Origin of the sequence: Aureimonas pseudogalii, from assembly GCF_014196835.1 — a bacterium.
GTDB classification, from domain to species: domain Bacteria; phylum Pseudomonadota; class Alphaproteobacteria; order Rhizobiales; family Rhizobiaceae; genus Aureimonas; species Aureimonas pseudogalii.
The window spans coordinates 91,674-110,528 of record NZ_JACIEK010000009.1; the positions used below are offsets into that span (position 1 = coordinate 91,674).

Genomic DNA, 18,855 nt, shown 5'->3' on the forward strand with positions numbered 1-18,855 from the left:
GAAGCTTGCCATCGCTAAGGTGTCAGAAGCTCTGGCGCAGCCAGGAGCCGAACCGTCCGACCCGCGTGCGCTGGTCGAAGGCGAAATCGAGGACGGAATGCTCCGGCACGTGCTCGACCGAGGCGATCTGCGGGTAGATCAGCAGGCCCACCGCCGTGGCGAAGGCCGGGCTCTTGTTGGAGGCCGAGAGGCCGGCGACGCCGACCGGGCGTCCGAGGCGCACGTTCCGGTTGAGGAGCGTGCGCGCCGCGTCGTTGAGGCCGGCGAGTTGGCTGGCGCCGCCGGTGAGCACCACGCGCTTGCCGATGACGTGGCCGAGATTGGACGCCGCCAGCCGGTCGCGGATGAGTTCGAGCGTCTCTTCCACCCGCGGGCGGATGATGCGGGCGATGAGCGAGCGCGACACCTGGATCGGCGCATCGTTGCCCTCGTCGCCGAGCGGGGCCACCGACACGGTCTCGCCGTCGGCGAGCTGGCTCGGCAAGGCGTTGCCGTGCATCACCTTCAGCCGCTCGGCCTGCTCGGGCCGGATCGACAGGCCGCGCGCCAGATCCATCGTGATGTGATGGCCGCCGAGCGCCACCGCGTCAGCATAGGCGAAATGGCCGTTCTGAAAGATCGAGATCGTGGTGGAGCCCGCGCCCATGTCGATGCAGGCCGACCCCATGATCGCCTCGTCGTCGACGAGGGTCGAGAGGCCGGAGGCGTAGGGCGTGGCGACGAAGGCCTCGACCACGAGATGGGCGCGGTTGATCGCCGTCTCGAGGTTGCGCAGCGGCGTTTCCTCGGCCGAGAGGATGTGGAGTTCGGCGCCGAGCTGCGAGCCGGTCATGCCGACCGGGTTCTCCAGCCCGCCCTCGCCGTCGAGCAGCAGGTCGAACGGCACCCGATGAAGCGCCACCCGGCCCTCGCGCAGCGGCGTGTGGGCGGCGCGGTCGAGCACCTGACGAAGGTCGAGCTCCGATACGTCGGTGCCCTCCACCGCCACGCGTGCCGAGCCGCGATGCGACTTCAGCCGGCCGGCGGCGACGGAGACGATGAGGGATTCGATGGTCAGCCCGGCCATGCGCTCGGCCGCGTCGACGCAGAAGCGGATCGACTTCTCGGCCGCGTCGAGATCGACCACGACGCCCGACTTCACGCCGCGCGAACGCTGGTGGCCGATGCCGATGACCTCGGCGACATGGGTGCGCCCGGGCAGGATCTCGCTTTCGGGCCGGGGCTTCAGGCGCGCGATCAGGCACGTGACCTTGGAGGAGCCGACGTCGAGCACCGAGATGGTGCGGGTGCGGCGGTCCGAGGGCTTGCGCATGCGCGGCAGCTCGTCCTGGGATTTGGAGAATAGGCTCATACCGGCTTCTCCTTGCGGGCCTGCTTCACGATCTTGTCTCGCTCCTTCAGGGCCTTTTCGCGTCGCTCGCGCGCCGCCGCGGTCAGCTTGACGACGACCCGGTCTTCGAGCCGCATGTCCACCGAGACGATGTCGCGCGACAGGAGCCCCTCGGTGCGGTCGAGCCGCATCACGGCGGCGGCCGCCTCGATCGGCTCGAGTTCGGGCAGGCGCACCACCACGCCGTTGTCGAGCCGCAGGTCCCAGCGCCGGTCGCCGACGCGCACATAGGCCTTCACCCGCGTGTCGAGCTCGGGCACCAGCGCCATCTTATCGAGGATGTCGGAGGCCTCGCGCGCCGCGCCCGGCCCCACCACGAACGGTAGGTCGGTGAAGCGCGTGGTGGCGTAGGGCACGATCTCCTTGCCGTCATGGTCGACGATCCAGAGATCCTTGTCGCGCTGCCACAGCGCGAAGGGCTGCTTCTCGACCACGGCGATGCGCACGCGGTTGGGATATTCCTTGACGATCGTCGCCGTCTCGATCCAGGGCATCGCCTCGATCGACTGGCGGGCGGCGTCGACGTCGAGCGCGGGCAGCGTCTGCGCGCCCGTCATCCAGAGGGTCTGCAGGAGATCGATCTCGCTCGTCTCCGAGAAGCCGGTGACGTCCACGCTGTCGATGGAGAGACCGAGCGGCTCGGCGAGAACGTCGACCACCGCCGCAGTGTGCGAGCCCAGCACCATGCCGTAGAGCGCAGTGGAGCCGAGAAGGCCGACCGCCAGCGTGCGGAAGCGCGGCAGGCGGACGCGATGGACGTTGCGCAGCGAGAACACGACCTTGCGGCCGAGGCGCTGGAGACGGAGCACGAGCGGGCTGACCCGCTGGAAGCTCGGCATGGAGAGGCGGCCACTCAGCGCTTGCACGAGGCGTCCCTCACCATCCAGGCGAGCAGCTCGCCGAACGAGTGGCCGGCGGCGCGCGCGATGTCGGGCACCAGCGAGGTGCCGGTCATGCCGGGCTGGGTGTTGATTTCCAGCCAGGCGAGTTCGCCCGAGAGGTCGTCGTAGCGGAAGTCCGAGCGCGAGACGCCGCGGCAGCCCATCGCCTTGTGGGCGGCGAGCGCGGCCTCCTGCACGCGGCGCGAGACGGCGGCGGGAATCGCTGCGGGAATGACGTGGTTCGACCCGCCGGGCGCATATTTGGCGTCGTAGTCGTAGAAGGCATGGTCGTTGGAGGTGATCTCGCAGACCTCAAGCGCCACGTCGCCCATCACGGCGCAGGTCAGCTCGCGGCCCGGAATATAGCGCTCCACCATCACCGTCTCGCCGAAGGCCCAGTCCGGCGACTGCAGTTCCTGCGGCGGATGGGCGTGGTCGGCCCGCACGATGAAGACGCCGAAGGACGAGCCTTCCGCCACCGGCTTGACAACGTAGGGCGTCGGCATGACATGCGTCCGCCCGGCTTCGCGCCGGTTGACGAGCTTGGATTCGGCCATCGGGATCTTCGCGGCGCGCGCGACGATCTTGGCCTTCTCCTTGTTCATCGCCAGCGCCGAGGCAAGCACGCCGGAATGGGTGTAGGGAATTTCGAGGAATTCGAGGAGGCCCTGGATCGTGCCGTCCTCGCCGAAGGGTCCGTGCAGGGCGTTGAACGCCACGTCCGGCGCCAGATCCTTCAGAACCTGCGCGATGTCGCGACCGACGTCGACCTTGGAGACGCGGAAGCCCTCGGCCTCCAGCGCCTCGGCGCAGGCGTTGCCCGAGGAGAGGCTGACGGGCCGTTCCGTCGAGAAGCCTCCGTACAAGACCGCGACATGCAAGGTCATCGACCCCAGTTCCCATTCATTCCATCACCCGAGACCATTCATCGCCCCCCGATGGTTAAGCGGGCGTTAAAGGATCGGACGGTTCGAAAGAAAATCGTAAGGCCGTTCGAAAAGGCGGCGTTTACCGTGCGGGCGGCACGCCGCGCGAGGGCGCCCAGGACCATTCGCCGAGATCGGGGTGACGACGACGGAACCTCCGGTAGGAGCACTCGTTGGGCTGCCGCGATCACACGATCTTGAAGGGATGGACGCGCCTATGATCTCCTGGCTGCAATTCGGCGACCTCCATGCCTGCGAGCAGGACGACTGGGCCAGTCTCGAACTCTTCCGGCAGCTCGTCGCCTCGGCCAACGCGAACCTCGTCGGTCAGGTCGACGTCGCGGTGCTGCCCGGCGACAACGCCAACCACGCGACCGAAGAGCAGTTCTCGAAGATCGCGGAGATCGCCCGAACGCTTCGCCTGCCGTTGCACGCGCTGCCGGGCGACCATGATTTCGAAGCCGGCTCGCTCGACGGCTTCGCGCGGCATCTTGGGCAGGAGCCCCTGCCCTATGCGCTGACGCTGGCAGGCGCGCGACTTCTCTTTCTCGACATCGTTTCGGCCGGCAGCGGCGGGCCGGATTTCCGGCTCGGCGCCAGCCAGACCCGCTGGCTGAAGCGCGAACTCAATGCCGCGCAGGACTCCGGCCAGTCGGCGATCACCTTCATGCACGCCTATCCCGGCGACCTCCGCGCGGGCGCGGACGAGGTCGCGTCGATCCTCGCGGCGGGCGGCGTACGGTTCGTCGGCACCGGCCACACCCATTACAACGAGCTCCTGAACGACGGCCGGGTGATCTACGCGGCCACCCGCTCCACCGGCGAGATCGAGGAGCCCGGCGGTCCCGGCTTCTCGCTCGGCGCGCTCGACGGCGACGCCGTCAGCTGGCGCTTCAAGGCGCTGGACGCGCCATGGCCGTTCACGCTGATCACCGCGCCGGCGGACGTGCGCCTGATGACCGACCCGCAGTCGCGGACGCAGGTTCCCGAGGCCGAGTTCCCCATCCGGGCGAAGGTCTTCGGCGCCGACGTCGCCGCCGTCTCGGCGCGGCTGGGAACGCGCGAGATCGCGCTGGCCGATGCCGGCGGCGGCGTCTGGTCGGCTTCGTCCGGGGCGGTGGAGCCCGGCCTGCATACGCTCGCCGTCACCGCGCGCTCGTCGGCGGGGAACGAGGACACCGATCGGATCGACGTGCTCGTGCGCCCGCCACGCGAGCGGCCGCGGCGCAGCGAGACCTTCGCGCTCGGGCGCGATCTCCATTCGGTCGGCCCGTGGCCGGCGCGTGGCATTCCCGGCGGCCAGCTCGGGCCCAACAAGAACGGGCTGAAATGGTAGGCGTGCCCGCCCCCGACCTCAGGGGGCGAAGGGTTCCACGGCGGCGCCCTCAGTGAAGCGGCCGAGGCGCTTGATTTCCCATTCGAGGAGGATGCCCGCCGTCTCGAAGACGCGCCGACGCACGGTCTCGCCGAGCGCTTCGAGATCAAAGGCCGAGGCGGCGCCGGCATTGATCATGAAGTTGCAGTGAAGCGCCGACATCTCGGCGTCGCCGATGCGAAGGCCGCGGCAGCCCGCCCGGTCGATCTCCTTCCAGGCCGAGGTGCCCGGCGGGTTCTTGAAGGTCGAGCCGCCGGTCTTCTCGCGAACCGGTTGCACGGTCTCGCGGTGATGCTGGACCTCTGCCATCGCGGCACGGATGGATTCCGGGTCGGCGGGCGGTCCCTCGAAGAGCGCGGAGACGAAGATCAGATCGTCCGGCGCGTCGGCATGGCGGTAGGAATAGCCCATCTCGGCCTTGCTCAGAACGTGCACCCGTCCCGCCCGGTCGAGCGCGCGCGCCTCCACCAGCCGATCGGCAGTCTCGACGCCGTTGGCCCCGCCGTTCATGCGGATGGCGCCGCCGACCGAGCCGGGAATGCCATGCAGGAAGTGGAAGCCGCCGAGCCCGGCCTCCAGCGCCACCGCCGCCACGCGCTTGTCGGACGCCGCAGCCCCGGCGCGGATGCGCCCGTCGCCGAGCGCCTCGACCTCGCCGAAGCCCTTGGCCGGCAGCCGCAGCACCACGCCCCCGACGCCACCGTCGCGGATCAGGAGGTTGGAGCCGATGCCGACCACCGTCAGCGGCACGTCGTCGGGCAGCGCGGCGAGGAAGGCCGCGAGATCGGCCTCATCGGCGGGCTGGAACAGGAGATCGGCCGCCCCGCCGGTGCGGAACCACGTGATCTTGGCGAGATCGGCGCCCGGCGTCAGCCGGCCGCGAAGACCGTGGGCGGGATCGGCGAGGTGATCGCGAAGCGCGGCGGGCGTCATGCCGCGGGCGCGGTGCCGAGCGCGTCGAGCTCCTTCGGCAGGGCGTAGGCCCATTGCGTGATCGAGCCGGCGCCGAGGAAGACCACCATGTCGCCCGGCTGGGCGATCTTGTGGATCAGCGGCGCGAGCTCGGCGGGACCGTCGACGAGACGGGCGTCGCGGTGGCCGCCGAGGCGCAGGCGCTCCACCAGCATCTCGGAATTGACGAACTCGATCGGCTCCTCGCCCGCCGCATAGACCGGCGCCAGGATCACGGTGTCGGCGTCGTTGAAGCAGGCGGCGAAGTCGGCGAAGAGGCTCTGGAGGCGCGTGTAGCGGTGCGGCTGCACCACGGCCACGACGCGGCCTTCGGCGGCCGAGCGCGCCGCCGAGAGCACGGCGCGGATCTCCACCGGGTGGTGCCCGTAATCGTCGTAGACGTCGATGCCGTTGGACTGGCCGGTGTGGGTGAAGCGGCGCTTGACGCCGCCGAAGGCGCCGAGCCCGCGGCGGATCGCCTCCTCCGTGATGCCGATTCGGAAGGCGACGGCCAACGCCGCCGTGGCGTTGGAGACGTTGTGCCGGCCGGGCATCGGCAGCACGAGATCGGTCATCGTCGTGCTCTCGCCGGTGATCCGGTCGCGGATCGTGACGTCGAAGGTGGAGTTCGATCCCTTGGCGCGCACGTTCTCGAAGCGCACGTCGGCCTGCAGATTCTCGCCATAGGTGATGATGCGGCGATCCTCGATCTCGGAGACGAGCGTCTGCACCTCCGGATGGTCGAGGCACATCACTGCGAAGCCGTAGAACGGCACGTTCTCGACGAAGGCACGGAAGGCGGCGCGCACCTTGTCGAACGTGCCGTAATGGTCGAGATGCTCGGGGTCGATGTTGGTGACCACGGCGACGTCGGCGGGCAGCTTGAGGAAGGTGCCGTCGCTCTCGTCGGCCTCCACCACCATCCAGTTGCCCTCGCCCATGCGGGCGTTGGTGCCGTAGGCGTTGATGATGCCGCCGTTGACGACGGTCGGGTCCATGCCGCCGGCATCGAGCAGCGTCGCGACCATCGAGGTCGTGGTGGTCTTGCCGTGGGTGCCGCCGATGGCGATCGCCTGCCGGAAGCGCATCAGCTCGGCCAGCATCTCGGCGCGCCGCACGATCGGCAGCAGCCGCTCGCGCGCGGCCGACAGCTCCGGGTTCGAGCGCTTGATCGCGGTGGACACCACCACGACCTCGGCGAGCCCGAGATTCTCGGCGGCATGGCCGATATGGACGGTGACGCCCTTCTCGCGCAGGCGCTGCACGTTGGCGTTCTCGGAGGCGTCGGAGCCCTGTACGGTATAGCCGAGATTGACGAGCACCTCGGCGATGCCGCTCATGCCGATGCCGCCGATGCCGATGAAATGCACCGGGCCGATATTGGGCGGCATCTTCATGGCGCGCTCCTTCGAAGTCTCATCAAAAAATAGGGCGAAGTCTCGTCAAAAAATCAGGGTCGGTTTCCCGGGCCCGCAATAGACGCCACGAGATCGGCGAGCAACCGGGCGGCATCGGGAATGCCGACCGACTTCGCGGCCTTCGCCATGCCCTCGGCATAGGTCGGCTCCTCGGCGACGCGGCGGATCAGTTCGGCGAGACGCGAGGCCGGCAACTCCCGCTGCGGTGCCACCACCGTGCCGCCCTCGCCCTCGAGCCGCGCCGCGTTGGCGGCTTGGTCGTGGTCGAGCGCATGCGGATAGGGAACGAGCACCGAGGGGCGGCCGATCACGCAGATCTCCGACACGGTGGAGGCGCCGGACCGGCTGACCACGAGATGCGCCGCGCCGATGCGCGCCGCCATGTCGGAAAAGAAGGGCGAGACCTCGGCGGGAATGCCGGCCGCGGCATAGGCGGTGCGCACGTCCGCCTCGTCCTCGGGCCGGGCCTGCTGGGTGACGCGCAGCCGCGCGCGCAACGCCGGGCTCATCAACGCAATTGCGGCCGGCAACGCCTTGGAAAAGAACTGCGCGCCCTGGCTGCCGCCGAACACCACGAGGCGGAACGGCTCGTCGTCCTGGCTGGCCGCATAGGGAATGGAAGCAGCCTCCAGCACGGGCGGGCGCACCGGATTGCCGGTCACGGTCATCTTGGCCTTGATCGCGGCATCGGCGTGATCCTGCGGAATCCCGGCGGCGATGGCGCGCACGCGCGGCGCCAGAAACTTGTTGGCGCGGCCCATCACGGCGTTCTGCTCGTGGATCATGGTGGGAAGGCCCACCTGCACGGCTGCCATCATTGGCGGCACCGTCGGATAGCCGCCGAAGCCGATCACCACGGCCGGGCGCAGGCGCTTCATCAGGGCGATGGCGCCGCGATAGCCCCGCCAGAGCTTGAGGCCGGCCTTGAGGATCGCGACCGGGTTCTTCGAGCCGAAGGTGGCGGAAGGCACGACATGCACCTCGTCCGCCGGGAAGGCACCGGCATAGCGTCCGCCCCGCTCGTCGGTGGCCAGATGCACGGCATAGCCGCGGCTCTTCAGCTCGTGCGCCAGCGCCTCGGCGGGAAACAGATGCCCGCCGGTGCCGCCGGCGCAGAGGAGGATGGTCTGCGTCATGGAATGCTTCTTCGGAGGTCAGCGGGCCGCGGCGAGCGCGCCCTGGAACACCATCGTGCGATCGACCAGGCGGTCGGTCTGCGAGACGTTCTCGGCGCGCTTGCGGGTGAGCGCCAGCACGAAGCCCGCGCCGATCGCCACCGCCAGCATCGACGAGCCGCCATAGGAGATGAAGGGCAGCGTCATGCCCTTGGCGGGCATCAGCTGCAGGTTGACCGCCATGTTGATGATCGACTGCAGGCCGAACAGCATCACGAGGCCGGCGATCGCGAGGCGGCAGAACGTGTCGCGCTGCTGGAAAGCGACGTTCAGCCCGCGCATCACGATGAAGCAGAACACCGCCGTCAGTGCCATGCAGGAGACGATGCCGAACTCCTCGGCGATCACCGAATAGGCGAAGTCGGTATGGCTGTCGGGCAGCAGGCGCTTCACGGTGCCCTCTCCCGGCCCCTGGCCGAGCCAGCCGCCGCGCATGATCGCCTCCTTCGCCGTATCGGTCTGGAACGTGTCGCCCTCGCCCGTCAGGAAGCGGTCGATGCGCGAGGCGACGTGCGGGAACACGAAATAGGCCGAGCAGAAGCCGACGAGCCCGAGCCCGCCGAGCACCACGATCCACAGCCAGGGCAGGCCCGCCATGAAGAACAGGCAGCCCCAGACGCCGGTGGTGAGGATGGTCTGCCCAAGATCGGGCTGCGCGACGAGCAGCGCGCACACCACGAAGAGCAGCATGATGGCGAAGAGGTTGCCGGGCACGTCGTGCCGACGCGAGCGCTCGGCGAAGAGCCAAGCACAGATCACCACGAAGGACGGTTTCATGAACTCGGAGGGCTGGATCGTCAGCGGCCCGAAATCCATCCAGCGGCGCGCGCCCTTCACCTCCATGCCGAAGAACAACGCCATCACCATCAGCACCAGCGAGCCACCCAGCATCAGCGCCGACATGCGCCGGATGCCGCGCGGCGAGAGCAGCGAGGTGGCGAGCATGGCGACGATGGAGGGGAACAGGAACAGCGCGTGGCGCTTCACGAAGTGGAACGGCTCGAGGCCGATCTTCTCGGCCACCGGCGGGCTCGCGGCGAAGGACAGCACCATGCCCCCAATCATCAGGATCAGGAACGCCGCGAGGAACCAGCGGTCGATCGACCACCACCAGTCGCTGATCAGGCCCTTCTTGGCGCGGCTGCCCATGGTCTACCCCTTGCGGAACAGTTGGATCGCGGGGAGTTGCTCCACCGCGCGGCGGAAGCTCTCGCCCCGGACCTCGAAATTGCGGAACTGGTCGAAGCTGGCGCAGGCCGGCGACAGGAGCACGACCTCCTCGACGCCCGAGCGTGCGGCGTCGCGCGCCGCGTTCTCGACCGCGACGTCCAAGGTACCCGAGATTTCGTAAGGAATTCGTTCACCAAGCGTGGCGGCGAAGGACGGCGCGGCCTCGCCGATCAGGTAGGCCTTCGCGATGCGCGGGAAGAGCGGTTCGAGCGCGTCGATCCCGCCCTCCTTGGGCAGGCCGCCGGCGATCCAGTGGATACGCTCGAAGCTCGCCAAGGCGGGCGCGGCCGCATCGGCATTGGTGGCCTTGGAATCGTTGACGAAGAGCACGGGGCCCTGGCGCCCGATCTCCTCCATGCGATGGACGAGGCCGGGAAAGCTCCGGAGGCCCGCGAGGATGGCGTCCTGTGCGACGCCGAGCGCTTCGAGCGTCGCGACGGCGGCGGCCGCGTTCTGCCCGTTGTGGCGCCCGCGCAGCGAGCCGATGCCGGCGAGCGGGTAGCGCCGCGCGATCGTGCCTCCTACGGCTACGAGGATCGATCCGTCCGCGAAGAAGACGCCGCTCTCCAGCGTCTTTTCCTTGGAGATGCGCACGACGACGTTGCCCTCGCTCTCGTGCCAGTCGGCGATTCCAGCGCAGAAATCGTCGTCGACACCGATCACCGCGGTGCCGGCGTCCTTCAGGAGCCGCGCCTTGATCGCCGCGTAGTTTTCCATCGTGCCGTGACGGTCGAGATGGTCGGGCGTGAGGTTCAGGAGGATGCCGACGGTGGGGCGGATCGAGGGCGTGAGGTCGATCTGGTAGGACGAGCACTCGACCACGTAGGTGCGCTCGGGCGCCGGCGGGTCGAGCGTCAGCACGGCGACGCCGATATTGCCGCCGAGCTGCACGTCGCGCCCGGCATGGGCGAGGCAATGGGCGATCAGCGCGGTGGTGGTGGACTTGCCGTTGGTACCGGTGATCGCCACGAAGGGCGCGCGGAGGCCGGACGCGGCGTCACGCTCCCGGGCGAAGATCTCGATGTCGCCGACGATGGGCACGCCCGCCTCGCGTGCCAGATCCACAGCCCAATGGGGCTTGGGATGCGTCAGCGGCACGCCGGGCGACAGGACCAGCGTCTCGACGGCGGACCAGTCGAGCGCGTGCAGATCCCCGGTGATGATCCCCTCGTTCGCGGCGGCCTCGACGCTTTTCGGATTGTCGTCGAAGGCGACGAGACGCGCGCCGCCGGCCTTCAGCGAGCGCGCCGTCGCCAGCCCGGAGCCGCCGAGGCCGAACAGCGCGACCGACCGGTCCTTGAAGGTGCTCGCCGGGATCATCTCGCGGCCCTCAGCGCAGTTTCAACGTGGAGAGGCCGACGAAGGCCAGCAGCAGCGCGATGATCCAGAAGCGCACCACGACCTGGCTCTCGGTCCAGCCGAGCTTCTCGAAATGGTGATGGATCGGCGCCATGAGGAAGACGCGCTTGCCCGTGAGCTTGAAGGAGGCGACTTGGATGATCACGGACAGCGCCTCGATGACGAAGAGGCCGCCGATCACGGCGAGAACCAGCTCGTGCTTGGTCGCCACCGCAATGGTGCCGACGAGACCGCCGAGCGCCAGTGACCCCGTGTCACCCATGAAGATGGCGGCCGGCGGCGCGTTGAACCAGAGGAAGCCGAGCCCCGCCCCGATCACCGCGCCGCAGACCACCGCCAGTTCGCCCGTTCCCACGACGTAGTGGATCTGGAGGTAGTTGGCGAAATTGGTGTTGCCTGCGAGATAGGCGATGAGGCCGAAGGCGGCGGCGGCGATCATGATGGGCATGATGGCGAGGCCGTCGAGCCCGTCGGTCAGGTTCACCGCGTTGCCGGCGGCCACGATCACGAAGGCGGCGAACACGGCATAGAACCAGCCAAGATCGATGAGCAGCGACTTCACGAAGGGGATCGACAGCGAGGTCGCGAAGGTGCCGGTCTGCGCGTAGATCATCATCACCGAGGCAATTGCGGCGATGACGAACTCGAAGGCGAGCCGCAGCTTGCCGGAGAAGCCCATGTGGCTCTGCTTCGTCACCTTCAGGTAGTCGTCGTAGAAGCCGATGGCGCCGAAGCCCATCGTTACCACGAGCACCGTCCAGACATAGAGATTGCTGAGATCGGCCCAGAACAGGGTCGCGACGAGGAAGCCGGACAGGATCATCAGCCCGCCCATCGTCGGCGTGCCCGCCTTCTTGAAGTGGGTCTGCGGCCCATCGGCGCGAATCGGCTGGCCGCGGCCCTGCCGGATGCGCAGGTTCGAGATGATCGCGGGGCCGAACAGGAACACCACGATGAACGAGGTGATCATCGCGCCGCCGGTGCGGAATGTGATGTAGCGGAAGACGTTGAAGAACTGGGCGTCTTCGGCCAGCGCCGCAAGATAGGTGAACATGGCTTCAGGCTCCCTGCCGAAACTCGTGTGGGGCAGGTTCGCCCGAGAGGGGCGCAGCGAATTGCGCGACGAGGTCGTCCACCACCTTCGAGAAGCCGATGCTCTTGGACGCCTTCATCACGACGACGTCGCCGTCGCGAAGATGCGCGAGAAGGCTTGCCCGAACCTCGTCGGGGCCGCCCAGCCACTCATGCCGCACGAGACGCTCCAGCGCGCCATCGAGCGCCTGCATCTCGGCGCCGGCGAGCAGCACGAGATCGGCCCGCGCTTCGAGCACGGGCTCGGCGAGCGCGAGGTGAAGGTCGCGCGAGAAGGTGCCGAGCTCCAGCATATCGCCGAGAACCGCGATGCGTCGGGCGCCCTCGCCGGGCTGGGCCGCGGCCAGCAGCCGAAGCGCGGCGCGCATCGAGGCGGGATTGGCATTGTAGCTCTCGTCGATCAGCGTGGCCGTACCGCCATCGGCGAGCGCCAGCACATGACGCGCGCCCCGCCCCTTGCCAGCGCGCCACGAGGACAGCGCCTCGGCGGCCTGCGTCACGTCGGCGCCGGCGAGATCGGCTGCCCCGAGCACGGCGAGGACGTTCTGCGCCAGATGCCGACCCGCCGAGGGCAGGCGCACCCGCACCTCGGTGCCGTCGATCCGGGCGGCGATTTCCGATCCCTCGCCGGCGCCGGCAAAGCGCAGCAGCCGGTAGTCGGCGCCCTCGTCCTCGCCGAAGGTGGTGATGCGCGTGACGCCCTCGCGCTCGGCCATGAGGCGCAGAAGCGGTTCCAACGGGTCGTCGGCATTGAGGACGGCCGTGCCGCCGGGCACCAGCCCCTCGAAGATCTCGCCCTTGGCCTCGGCGATCTCTTCGAGATCCCGGAAGAAACCGAGATGGGCCGGCGCGATCAGCGTGACGATGGCGACGTGCGGGCGCACGAGCTTCACCAGCGGCCGGATCTCGCCGGGATGGTTCATGCCGATCTCGAACACGGCGAAGCGGGCGTCGACGGGCAGGCGCGATAGCGAGAGTGGCACGCCCCAATGGTTGTTGAACGAGGCGGCGGAGGCATGGACGCTGCCCTGCCCTTCCAGTGCATGGCGCAGCGCCTCCTTCGTGGTGGTCTTGCCGACGCTGCCGGTCACCGCCACGATCCGGGCGGTGGAGCGCGCCCGCGCGGCGGCGCCGAGCTTTTCCAGCGCCACCAAGACGTCGTCGGCCACGAGCATCGGCGTCGCCAGACTTCCGAGCGCCGGCAGCTTCTCCTTGGCGACGACGAGCAGCGCCGCACCGGCCGCGATGGCCTGGCGCAGGAAGGCGTGGCCGTCGAACTGGTCGCCGCGGATCGCGAAGAACACGTCGCCGGGCTCCAGCGAGCGGGTGTCGATCGAGACGCCGCCGACGCTCGACGGCATGGCGCCGATCGGCCGCCCGCCGGTGGCCTCGGCGATCGCGGCGCCCGTCCAGAGCGCGGCGCTCATCGACCTGCCCCCGCGATCGCGGCGCGAACCTCGTCGTGGTCGGAGAAGGGCAGCGTGACGCCGCCCGCCGTCTGGCCGTTCTCGTGGCCCTTGCCGGCGACGATCACGGTGTCGCCGGCCCGCGACATCTCCACCGCGCGGGCGATCGCGGCACGCCGGTCGGCGATCTCCTCGGCGCTCGGCACGGCCTCCAGGATCGCGGCGCGGATTGCCCCCGGCACCTCGGAGCGCGGGTTGTCGTCGGTGACGATCGCCACGTCGGCGAGACGACCGGCGATCTCGCCCATGATCGGCCGCTTGCCGGTGTCGCGGTCGCCGCCGCAGCCGAAGACGCAGATCACCCGGCCGGTGGTGAAGGGGCGCACCGAGGCGAGCACGTTTTCGAGCGCCTCGGGCTTGTGCGCGTAGTCGACGAAGACGGGGACGCCCGCCGCCGTGGTGCCCGCGAGGTCGAGGCGGCCGGGGGCGCCCTTCAGATGCTCCAGCGCGGCGAGCGCGTCGTCGACATTGACGCCGGTCGAGATCGCAAGGCCCGCGGCGACGAGCGCGTTCGCCATTTGGAACTCGCCGGCGAGCGGCAGCACGATGCGGTGGATCCGCCCCATCGCCTCGATCTCGGCGACCTGGCGGTGGCGCTCGTGTTCGAGGCGCTTGAGTTTGAGGAACCCGCCCTCGCGCCCGACCGTGATGACCGTCGCACCCGCGCCCTTGGCCACCTCCACCGCACGCGACGACCAGCGGTCGTCGGCGAAGATCACCGCCGGAGCGCCCTTCGGCAGCAGCGTGTCGAAGAGGCGCATCTTGGCCGCGAAATAGTCGTCCACCGTCGCATGGTAGTCCATGTGGTCGCGGCCGAGATTGATGAAGGCGGCGGCGCGCAGCGGCACGCCGTCGAGCCGGCGCTGCTCCAGCCCGTGGCTCGACGCCTCCATCGCCGCATGCGTCACGCCCTCCGCGGCGAGTTCGCTCATGAGCTTGGCCAGCGCCACGGGCTCGGGCGTCGTCAGCGTGCCGTAGTCGTCCCGGGTCGGCGAGACCACGCCCGTGGTGCCGATCGAGGCCGCAGCCTTGCCGGCGGCGGTCCAGATCTGGCGCGTGAAGGCGGCGATCGAGGTCTTGCCGCTGGTGCCGGTGACGGCCACGACATGGGCGGGTTGGGCGCCGTAGAAGCGGGCCGCGGCCAGCGCCAACGCCCGGCGTGGATCGGGCGCGCTGAGCTGGGGCACGCCGAGCTCGCCGCTCCCCTCGCCGGCGCGCAGGACCGCGGCGGCGCCCGCGGCGAGCGCGTCGGAGACGAAGGCGGCGCCGTCGGCGCGCGTGCCCGGCAGCGCGGCGAAGAGGAAGCCCGGCCGCACCGCGCGCGAGTCCGAGGTCAATCCGGTGATCTCGACGTCGCGGCCGTTACCGCCCGACGCGATACCGTCGGCGAGTTCGCTCAGCTTCATCCAGGCTCTTCCCGCGTCTCATGGAAAAAGCCGGCGTCGGCCGCCGGCCTTTCGTTTTCGTGATGATCGTCGTCGGCGTCTTAGAACACCCAGCCTGGCGAATGAAGCGTTTTGGCGTCAGTAGGAGACGAGGAGCTGCTTGCCGGTCTCGCCGAAGTCCGGCGCCACGTTGAGGAAGGTTGCGGCGCGGCGCACCACGTTGCCCACCATAACGCCTGCGTTGAAGCCGGCGGTGGCGTTCGGATCCTTCTCGAAGCGCTTGGGCTCGTCGATGACGACCGCCACCACGTAGCGCGGCTTCTCGATCGGGAAGGCGCCGATATAGGCGTTGAAGCGCTTGTCCTTGGAGTAGCGACCGTTCTCGACCTTCTCGGCCGTGCCGGTCTTGCCGCCGACATGGTAGCCGGGAACGTTGGCGCGCTTGCCCGAGCCCTGCTCGCCGTTGAGGCGGAAGATGCCGCGCATCTCGTCGGAGGTCTGCTGCGAGACGACCCGCGTCTTGAGCGCATCGGCCTCTTCCTTCGTGCGGGGCAGGAAGGTCGGCGGAATGTACCAGCCGCCGTTGGCGATGGCGGCGGCCGCGACCACCGTCTGCAGCGGCGTCGTGGAGACGCCGTGGCCGAAGGCGATCGTCATCGAGTTGATCTTCTTCCAGACCTTCGGCTGCGTCGGCGTCGCCACCTCGGGCAGCTCGGTCTTCATGCGCGACAGGAGGCCGAGGCGCGTCAGGAACTCCTTGTGCCCGTCGATGCCGATGAGATCGGCCTCGCGTGCCGAACCGACGTTCGAGGAATACTCGAAGATCTCCGGCACCGAGAGCGGCCGCCCCTTGCCGTGGAACTCCTTGATGGTGAAGCCGGCGACGCGGAAGGGCCGGGTGTCGAAGATGTCGGTAACCTTCACCTTGCCCGAATCCAGCGCCATTGCGGTGGTGAAGATCTTGAAGGTCGAGCCCATCTCGAACGTGCCCGCCGACATGCGGTTGAGATTGTCCTTCTTCAGGGCGTCGCCGGGCGTGTTGGGATCGTAGTCGGGCACCGAGGCCATGGCGACGACCTCGCCGGTCTCGACATTGATCACCACGCCGCCCGCGGCGATCGCCTGATAGCGGCCGAGGCCGGCCATCAACTCGTCGCGCAGCACATGCTGAACACGCAAGTCGATCGAGAGCTTTACCGGCTCCATCGCGTCGTTGGAGGCGAAGCCGCTCGTCTGCAGGTCGCGGAACCCGGAGTCGTCGACATACTTCTCCATGCCGGCGATGCCCTGGTTGTCGACGTTCACCGCGCCGACGATGTGCGACGCGGTGGGGCCGCCCGGATAGAAGCGCCGCTTCTCGGTGCGGAAGCCGATGCCGGGAATGCCGAGCGCCAGGATCTCCTGCTGCTGGCGCGGCGTCAGTTCGCGCTTCAGCCAGGCGAAGCCGGCCTTCGACGACAGCCGGGCGTGCAGCACCTTCGGGTTGAGGTCCGGCAGCACGGTCAGCAGCGATTCCGTCGCCTCGTCGGCGTCGACGATGCGCTTGGGCTCGGCGAAGAGCGAGGCGGTCTTGATGTCGGTGGCGAGAACCTCGCCGTTGCGGTCCACAAGGTCGGGCCGCGTAATCGGCCCGGCGCCCGACGCGGCGCGGTAGGTGTCGTTGGGGTCGGACACCGCGCCCCACATCACCAGGCGTCCGCCGATCACGAGATAGACCGAGCAGAACAACGCGGTGGCGATCGCGAAGCGCGCCTTGTTGCGCGGCGCCTCGACGCGGCGGGGCTTCAGCCCCAGCGTCGGCGCGGCCTGTGGTCTGGCCCTCGCGGGCACGAGCTTGCGAAGGTCGATCATCGAGCCTTGGCTCCCGCGGCGGAGGCGAATTTCTGGGGCGAGGTCGCGCTCGGCTCGGGCAGGAGCTGCACGGGCGGCGCGGGAAGCTGGTTCGGCTCGACGATCTGCTCGGGCTGGGTCGGGCGCAGGCGCAGATCACCCTCGAACGCCTTCGCCAGCTCCTCCAGTCGGTTCGGCTGGTTCATCAGGCTCCAGTCGGCCTCGAGCAGCTTGATGGTCTCGCGCTCCAGCGCGATCTTGCGGTCGAGCAGCATCACCTCGTGCTCAACCGCCTCGGCCTGGTACTTCTGGCCGAAGGTCCAGGCGGCGGCGGCGAGCATGATGACGACGAGGAGGACGTCGAACGTCTTCAGGATGGGCATTCAGGCTCCGGACGGCGGCAGGTCTGCGAGGGTCGGCAGATCGGTGAAGTCCATCGCGCCGGCGCCGGAGCGCGCGGGCGCCTCGGTGCGGACGGCGGATCGCAGCTTGGCCGAGCGGGCACGAGGGTTGGAGGCGATCTCCTCGTCCGTGCCGGTGGCGGCCTTGTTGCGCGAGTCGAATGTGCGGTCCTTATGCTGAACATCCGGTAAATGCCGCGACACCGTCGCGGCCTCGGAGCGGTCGCGCAGGAAGCGCTTGACGATGCGGTCCTCCAGCGAATGGAAGGTCACGACGCAGAGCCGGCCGCCGGGCTTGAGCACCCGCTCGGCCGCGACCAGCGCGCGCACGAGTTCGCCGAGCTCGTCGTTGACGAAGATCCGCAGCGCCTGGAAGGTGCGGGTCGCCGGATCGATCTTGTCTTTCGGGTTGCGCCCGATGGTCCTGGCGACGAGGCCGGCGAGATCGAGCGTGCGCTCGAAGGGACGCTCCGCCCGGCGCGCGTCGATGGCGCGGGCGATGCGCCCGGCCTGCCGCTCGTCGCCGAGGAAGTTGAAGATGCGCGCGAGGTCGCCGATCTTAAGCCGGTTCACGACGTCGGCCGCCGTCGGCCCGTCGCGGCTCATGCGCATGTCGAGTGGCCCGTCCTTCTGGAACGAGAAGCCCCGGTCGCCATCGTCGATCTGCATGGAGGAGACGCCGATGTCGAGCACCACGCCGTCGAGCGGCCCCTCGCCGCGCTCGGCGACGATCGCCTCCAGATCGCCGAAGCGACCATGGTGGAGCGCGAGGCCGGGATGGGCGGCCAGCATCGGCGCGGCCGCCGCGATCGCGGTGGGATCGCGGTCGATGCCGACGATGCGGGCGCCGCGCGAGAGAAGGGCGGCCGAATAGCCGCCCGCCCCGAAGGTGCCGTCGACCATGCGGTCGCCGGGCTTCGGGTCCAGGGCGTCGAGAACCTGACCGAGAAGCACCGGAATGTGACGAACCGGTCCGCCATCGGCAGGCTCCTCGGCCATGCCGTGATCCGTCATCATTCCGGTGTACTCTCGGACACGCCCCGACCTTGGCGGCGCGCGGTGAGCCGCGCCCTCGCCTCGGCCCTGTGGGCTTCGAACCGGGATGGCTCCCAGAGTTGAAAGAAGTGGCTGCGCCCCACGAAGGCGACCCGATCGGTGATGCCGGTGTGGGTTCGGATGAAGTCGGTGATCATGATCCGCCCCTCCGAATCGAATTTCAGGAAGGCGCCGTCCCCGTAGGCGAAGAGCGACATGTCGGCGTACTCCTCGCTGAACGGATCCTCCTCGGCCATCCGCGTCTCGTAGCGCTCGAGCAGATCCATGCCGCCGACGTCGATCGCCGACTGCCCGATCGCCTGCAGCGCGTAGAGCTCGCGGAATCCCTTGGCGGCCAGCACCTGCCGGAACGGCGCGGGCACCGACGCCCGCCCCTTGGCGTCGATGTTGTTGATCGAGTTGGACAGAAAGCGGTCCGACACGTTCGACACCCGGCTCCTGTTTCGAACACTCCCGCATTCGGCTGACGCTCGCTCCCGGTTTCGATTCTGAACACGCAAACGCACGCGCAGGGCGGCAGGCCGCCTCGCACCCCCGATCGAACAGACCGAAGCTCGCAACTTCCGATGTATGGAATCGACTCGTGAACGAGCCTTATTTCGATGAAGATTGGGATAACATGGGACCCCATGGGGGTCAATGGGAACGCGGCCGTCGCGATCCACCCGGGCGGGCATACCCAGCGCCCGCACCTGCCGCTCAAGCCATTGAGATCATTATGGTTAATTAGGCGCTTGGTGATGGTGTCGAAAGCCGCCGACGCGGTCTTCGCAGTGCGAAAAGGTCCATCTTTTCAGAGGGTTTGGTCCGCTCTTTCGACCCCGTTCCCGCCGCCACAATTTCCGGCTTGTGCACAATGATCTCGCGCAAAAGGCGCAACGATCCGATGAGCGAGGCGCGATCCCACGCGCTGGAAGAGG

General features: G+C 68.9%; 16 protein-coding genes. 1 reads left to right on the top strand and 15 read right to left on the bottom strand.

The genetic code is table 11. The annotated features are described in order from the left end of the window. Positions 1–22: 22 nt before the first annotated feature. The 3 genes from ftsA to GGR04_RS15740 are packed head-to-tail and all read right to left on the bottom strand — an operon-like array spanning position 23 to position 3,158. Complete coding sequence (gene ftsA, locus GGR04_RS15730) at positions 23–1,351, bottom strand: cell division protein FtsA (RefSeq protein ID WP_183200876.1); 1,329 nt, start codon at positions 1,349–1,351, stop codon at positions 23–25. Next, the gene (locus GGR04_RS15735) at positions 1,348–2,256 is read right to left on the bottom strand and encodes a cell division protein FtsQ/DivIB (RefSeq protein WP_183200877.1); all 909 of its coding nucleotides are present in this window, start codon (positions 2,254–2,256) and stop codon (positions 1,348–1,350) included. The genes ftsA and GGR04_RS15735 overlap by 4 nt, the downstream gene beginning before the upstream one ends. Next, on the bottom strand, positions 2,244–3,158 hold the full coding sequence (locus GGR04_RS15740; protein WP_183200878.1) for a D-alanine--D-alanine ligase: 915 nt from the start codon (positions 3,156–3,158) through the stop codon (positions 2,244–2,246). Before GGR04_RS15740 ends, GGR04_RS15735 begins: the two co-directional genes overlap by 13 nt. 256 nt (positions 3,159–3,414) lie before the next feature. On the opposite strand from GGR04_RS15740, the gene GGR04_RS15745 reads away from it, so the two are divergent. Then, on the top strand, positions 3,415–4,533 hold the full coding sequence (locus GGR04_RS15745) for a metallophosphoesterase family protein (protein ID WP_183200879.1): 1,119 nt from the start codon (positions 3,415–3,417) through the stop codon (positions 4,531–4,533). A gap of 18 nt (positions 4,534–4,551) precedes the next feature. Here the strand turns inward: GGR04_RS15745 and murB are convergent, their stop codons facing one another. The 12 genes from murB to mraZ form a co-directional block, all read right to left on the bottom strand. Beyond that, positions 4,552–5,505, bottom strand: coding sequence for a UDP-N-acetylmuramate dehydrogenase (murB, locus tag GGR04_RS15750; RefSeq protein ID WP_183200880.1), 954 nt, complete (start codon positions 5,503–5,505; stop codon positions 4,552–4,554). Beyond that, on the bottom strand, positions 5,502–6,920 hold the full coding sequence (murC, locus tag GGR04_RS15755; RefSeq protein WP_183200881.1) for a UDP-N-acetylmuramate--L-alanine ligase: 1,419 nt from the start codon (positions 6,918–6,920) through the stop codon (positions 5,502–5,504). Before murC ends, murB begins: the two co-directional genes overlap by 4 nt. Before the next feature lie 53 nt (positions 6,921–6,973). Next, on the bottom strand, positions 6,974–8,077 hold the full coding sequence (gene murG, locus GGR04_RS15760; RefSeq protein ID WP_183200882.1) for an undecaprenyldiphospho-muramoylpentapeptide beta-N-acetylglucosaminyltransferase: 1,104 nt from the start codon (positions 8,075–8,077) through the stop codon (positions 6,974–6,976). 18 nt (positions 8,078–8,095) lie between these two features. Continuing rightward, positions 8,096–9,265: a putative lipid II flippase FtsW gene (gene ftsW / locus GGR04_RS15765; RefSeq protein ID WP_183200883.1), complete on the bottom strand. Its 1,170-nt coding sequence runs from the start codon at positions 9,263–9,265 to the stop codon at positions 8,096–8,098. Between the two features lie 3 nt (positions 9,266–9,268). Then, positions 9,269–10,666, bottom strand: coding sequence for a UDP-N-acetylmuramoyl-L-alanine--D-glutamate ligase (murD, locus tag GGR04_RS15770; RefSeq protein WP_183200884.1), 1,398 nt, complete (start codon positions 10,664–10,666; stop codon positions 9,269–9,271). Between the two features lie 10 nt (positions 10,667–10,676). Next, positions 10,677–11,759 carry a phospho-N-acetylmuramoyl-pentapeptide-transferase gene (gene mraY / locus GGR04_RS15775; protein ID WP_183200885.1) on the bottom strand — a complete coding sequence of 361 codons (1,083 nt, stop codon included), beginning with the start codon at positions 11,757–11,759 and terminating at the stop codon, positions 10,677–10,679. Between the two features lie 4 nt (positions 11,760–11,763). Next, complete coding sequence (locus tag GGR04_RS15780) at positions 11,764–13,224, bottom strand: UDP-N-acetylmuramoylalanyl-D-glutamyl-2,6-diaminopimelate--D-alanyl-D-alanine ligase (RefSeq protein ID WP_183200886.1); 1,461 nt, start codon at positions 13,222–13,224, stop codon at positions 11,764–11,766. Then, a complete protein-coding gene (locus tag GGR04_RS15785; RefSeq protein WP_183200887.1) occupies positions 13,221–14,669 on the bottom strand; it encodes a UDP-N-acetylmuramoyl-L-alanyl-D-glutamate--2,6-diaminopimelate ligase in 1,449 nt (482 codons plus the stop codon). Before GGR04_RS15785 ends, GGR04_RS15780 begins: the two co-directional genes overlap by 4 nt. A gap of 117 nt (positions 14,670–14,786) precedes the next feature. Then, complete coding sequence (locus tag GGR04_RS15790) at positions 14,787–16,499, bottom strand: peptidoglycan D,D-transpeptidase FtsI family protein (RefSeq protein ID WP_183200888.1); 1,713 nt, start codon at positions 16,497–16,499, stop codon at positions 14,787–14,789. Beyond that, entirely contained in the window at positions 16,496–16,861 is a 366-nt protein-coding gene (gene ftsL / locus GGR04_RS15795) for a cell division protein FtsL (protein ID WP_210291824.1), read from the bottom strand. Before ftsL ends, GGR04_RS15790 begins: the two co-directional genes overlap by 4 nt. After that, positions 16,862–17,896: a 16S rRNA (cytosine(1402)-N(4))-methyltransferase RsmH gene (gene rsmH / locus GGR04_RS15800; RefSeq protein WP_183200889.1), complete on the bottom strand. Its 1,035-nt coding sequence runs from the start codon at positions 17,894–17,896 to the stop codon at positions 16,862–16,864. Then, positions 17,893–18,357, bottom strand: coding sequence for a division/cell wall cluster transcriptional repressor MraZ (mraZ, locus tag GGR04_RS15805; protein WP_183200890.1), 465 nt, complete (start codon positions 18,355–18,357; stop codon positions 17,893–17,895). Before mraZ ends, rsmH begins: the two co-directional genes overlap by 4 nt. Between the last annotated feature and the right edge of the window lie 498 nt (positions 18,358–18,855).

Coding starts and splice junctions, on each gene's coding strand:
- ftsA (WP_183200876.1), bottom strand. CDS start 1,351: ATGAGCCTATTCTCCAAATCCCAGGACGAGCTGCCGCGCATGCGCAAG.
- GGR04_RS15740 (WP_183200878.1), bottom strand. CDS start 3,158: ATGACCTTGCATGTCGCGGTCTTGTACGGAGGCTTCTCGACGGAACGG.
- GGR04_RS15745 (WP_183200879.1), top strand. CDS start 3,415: ATGATCTCCTGGCTGCAATTCGGCGACCTCCATGCCTGCGAGCAGGAC.
- murB (WP_183200880.1), bottom strand. CDS start 5,505: ATGACGCCCGCCGCGCTTCGCGATCACCTCGCCGATCCCGCCCACGGT.
- murC (WP_183200881.1), bottom strand. CDS start 6,920: ATGAAGATGCCGCCCAATATCGGCCCGGTGCATTTCATCGGCATCGGC.
- murG (WP_183200882.1), bottom strand. CDS start 8,077: ATGACGCAGACCATCCTCCTCTGCGCCGGCGGCACCGGCGGGCATCTG.
- ftsW (WP_183200883.1), bottom strand. CDS start 9,265: ATGGGCAGCCGCGCCAAGAAGGGCCTGATCAGCGACTGGTGGTGGTCG.
- murD (WP_183200884.1), bottom strand. CDS start 10,666: ATGATCCCGGCGAGCACCTTCAAGGACCGGTCGGTCGCGCTGTTCGGC.
- mraY (WP_183200885.1), bottom strand. CDS start 11,759: ATGTTCACCTATCTTGCGGCGCTGGCCGAAGACGCCCAGTTCTTCAAC.
- GGR04_RS15780 (WP_183200886.1), bottom strand. CDS start 13,224: ATGAGCGCCGCGCTCTGGACGGGCGCCGCGATCGCCGAGGCCACCGGC.
- GGR04_RS15785 (WP_183200887.1), bottom strand. CDS start 14,669: ATGAAGCTGAGCGAACTCGCCGACGGTATCGCGTCGGGCGGTAACGGC.
- GGR04_RS15790 (WP_183200888.1), bottom strand. CDS start 16,499: ATGATCGACCTTCGCAAGCTCGTGCCCGCGAGGGCCAGACCACAGGCC.
- ftsL (WP_210291824.1), bottom strand. CDS start 16,861: ATGCCCATCCTGAAGACGTTCGACGTCCTCCTCGTCGTCATCATGCTC.
- rsmH (WP_183200889.1), bottom strand. CDS start 17,896: ATGATGACGGATCACGGCATGGCCGAGGAGCCTGCCGATGGCGGACCG.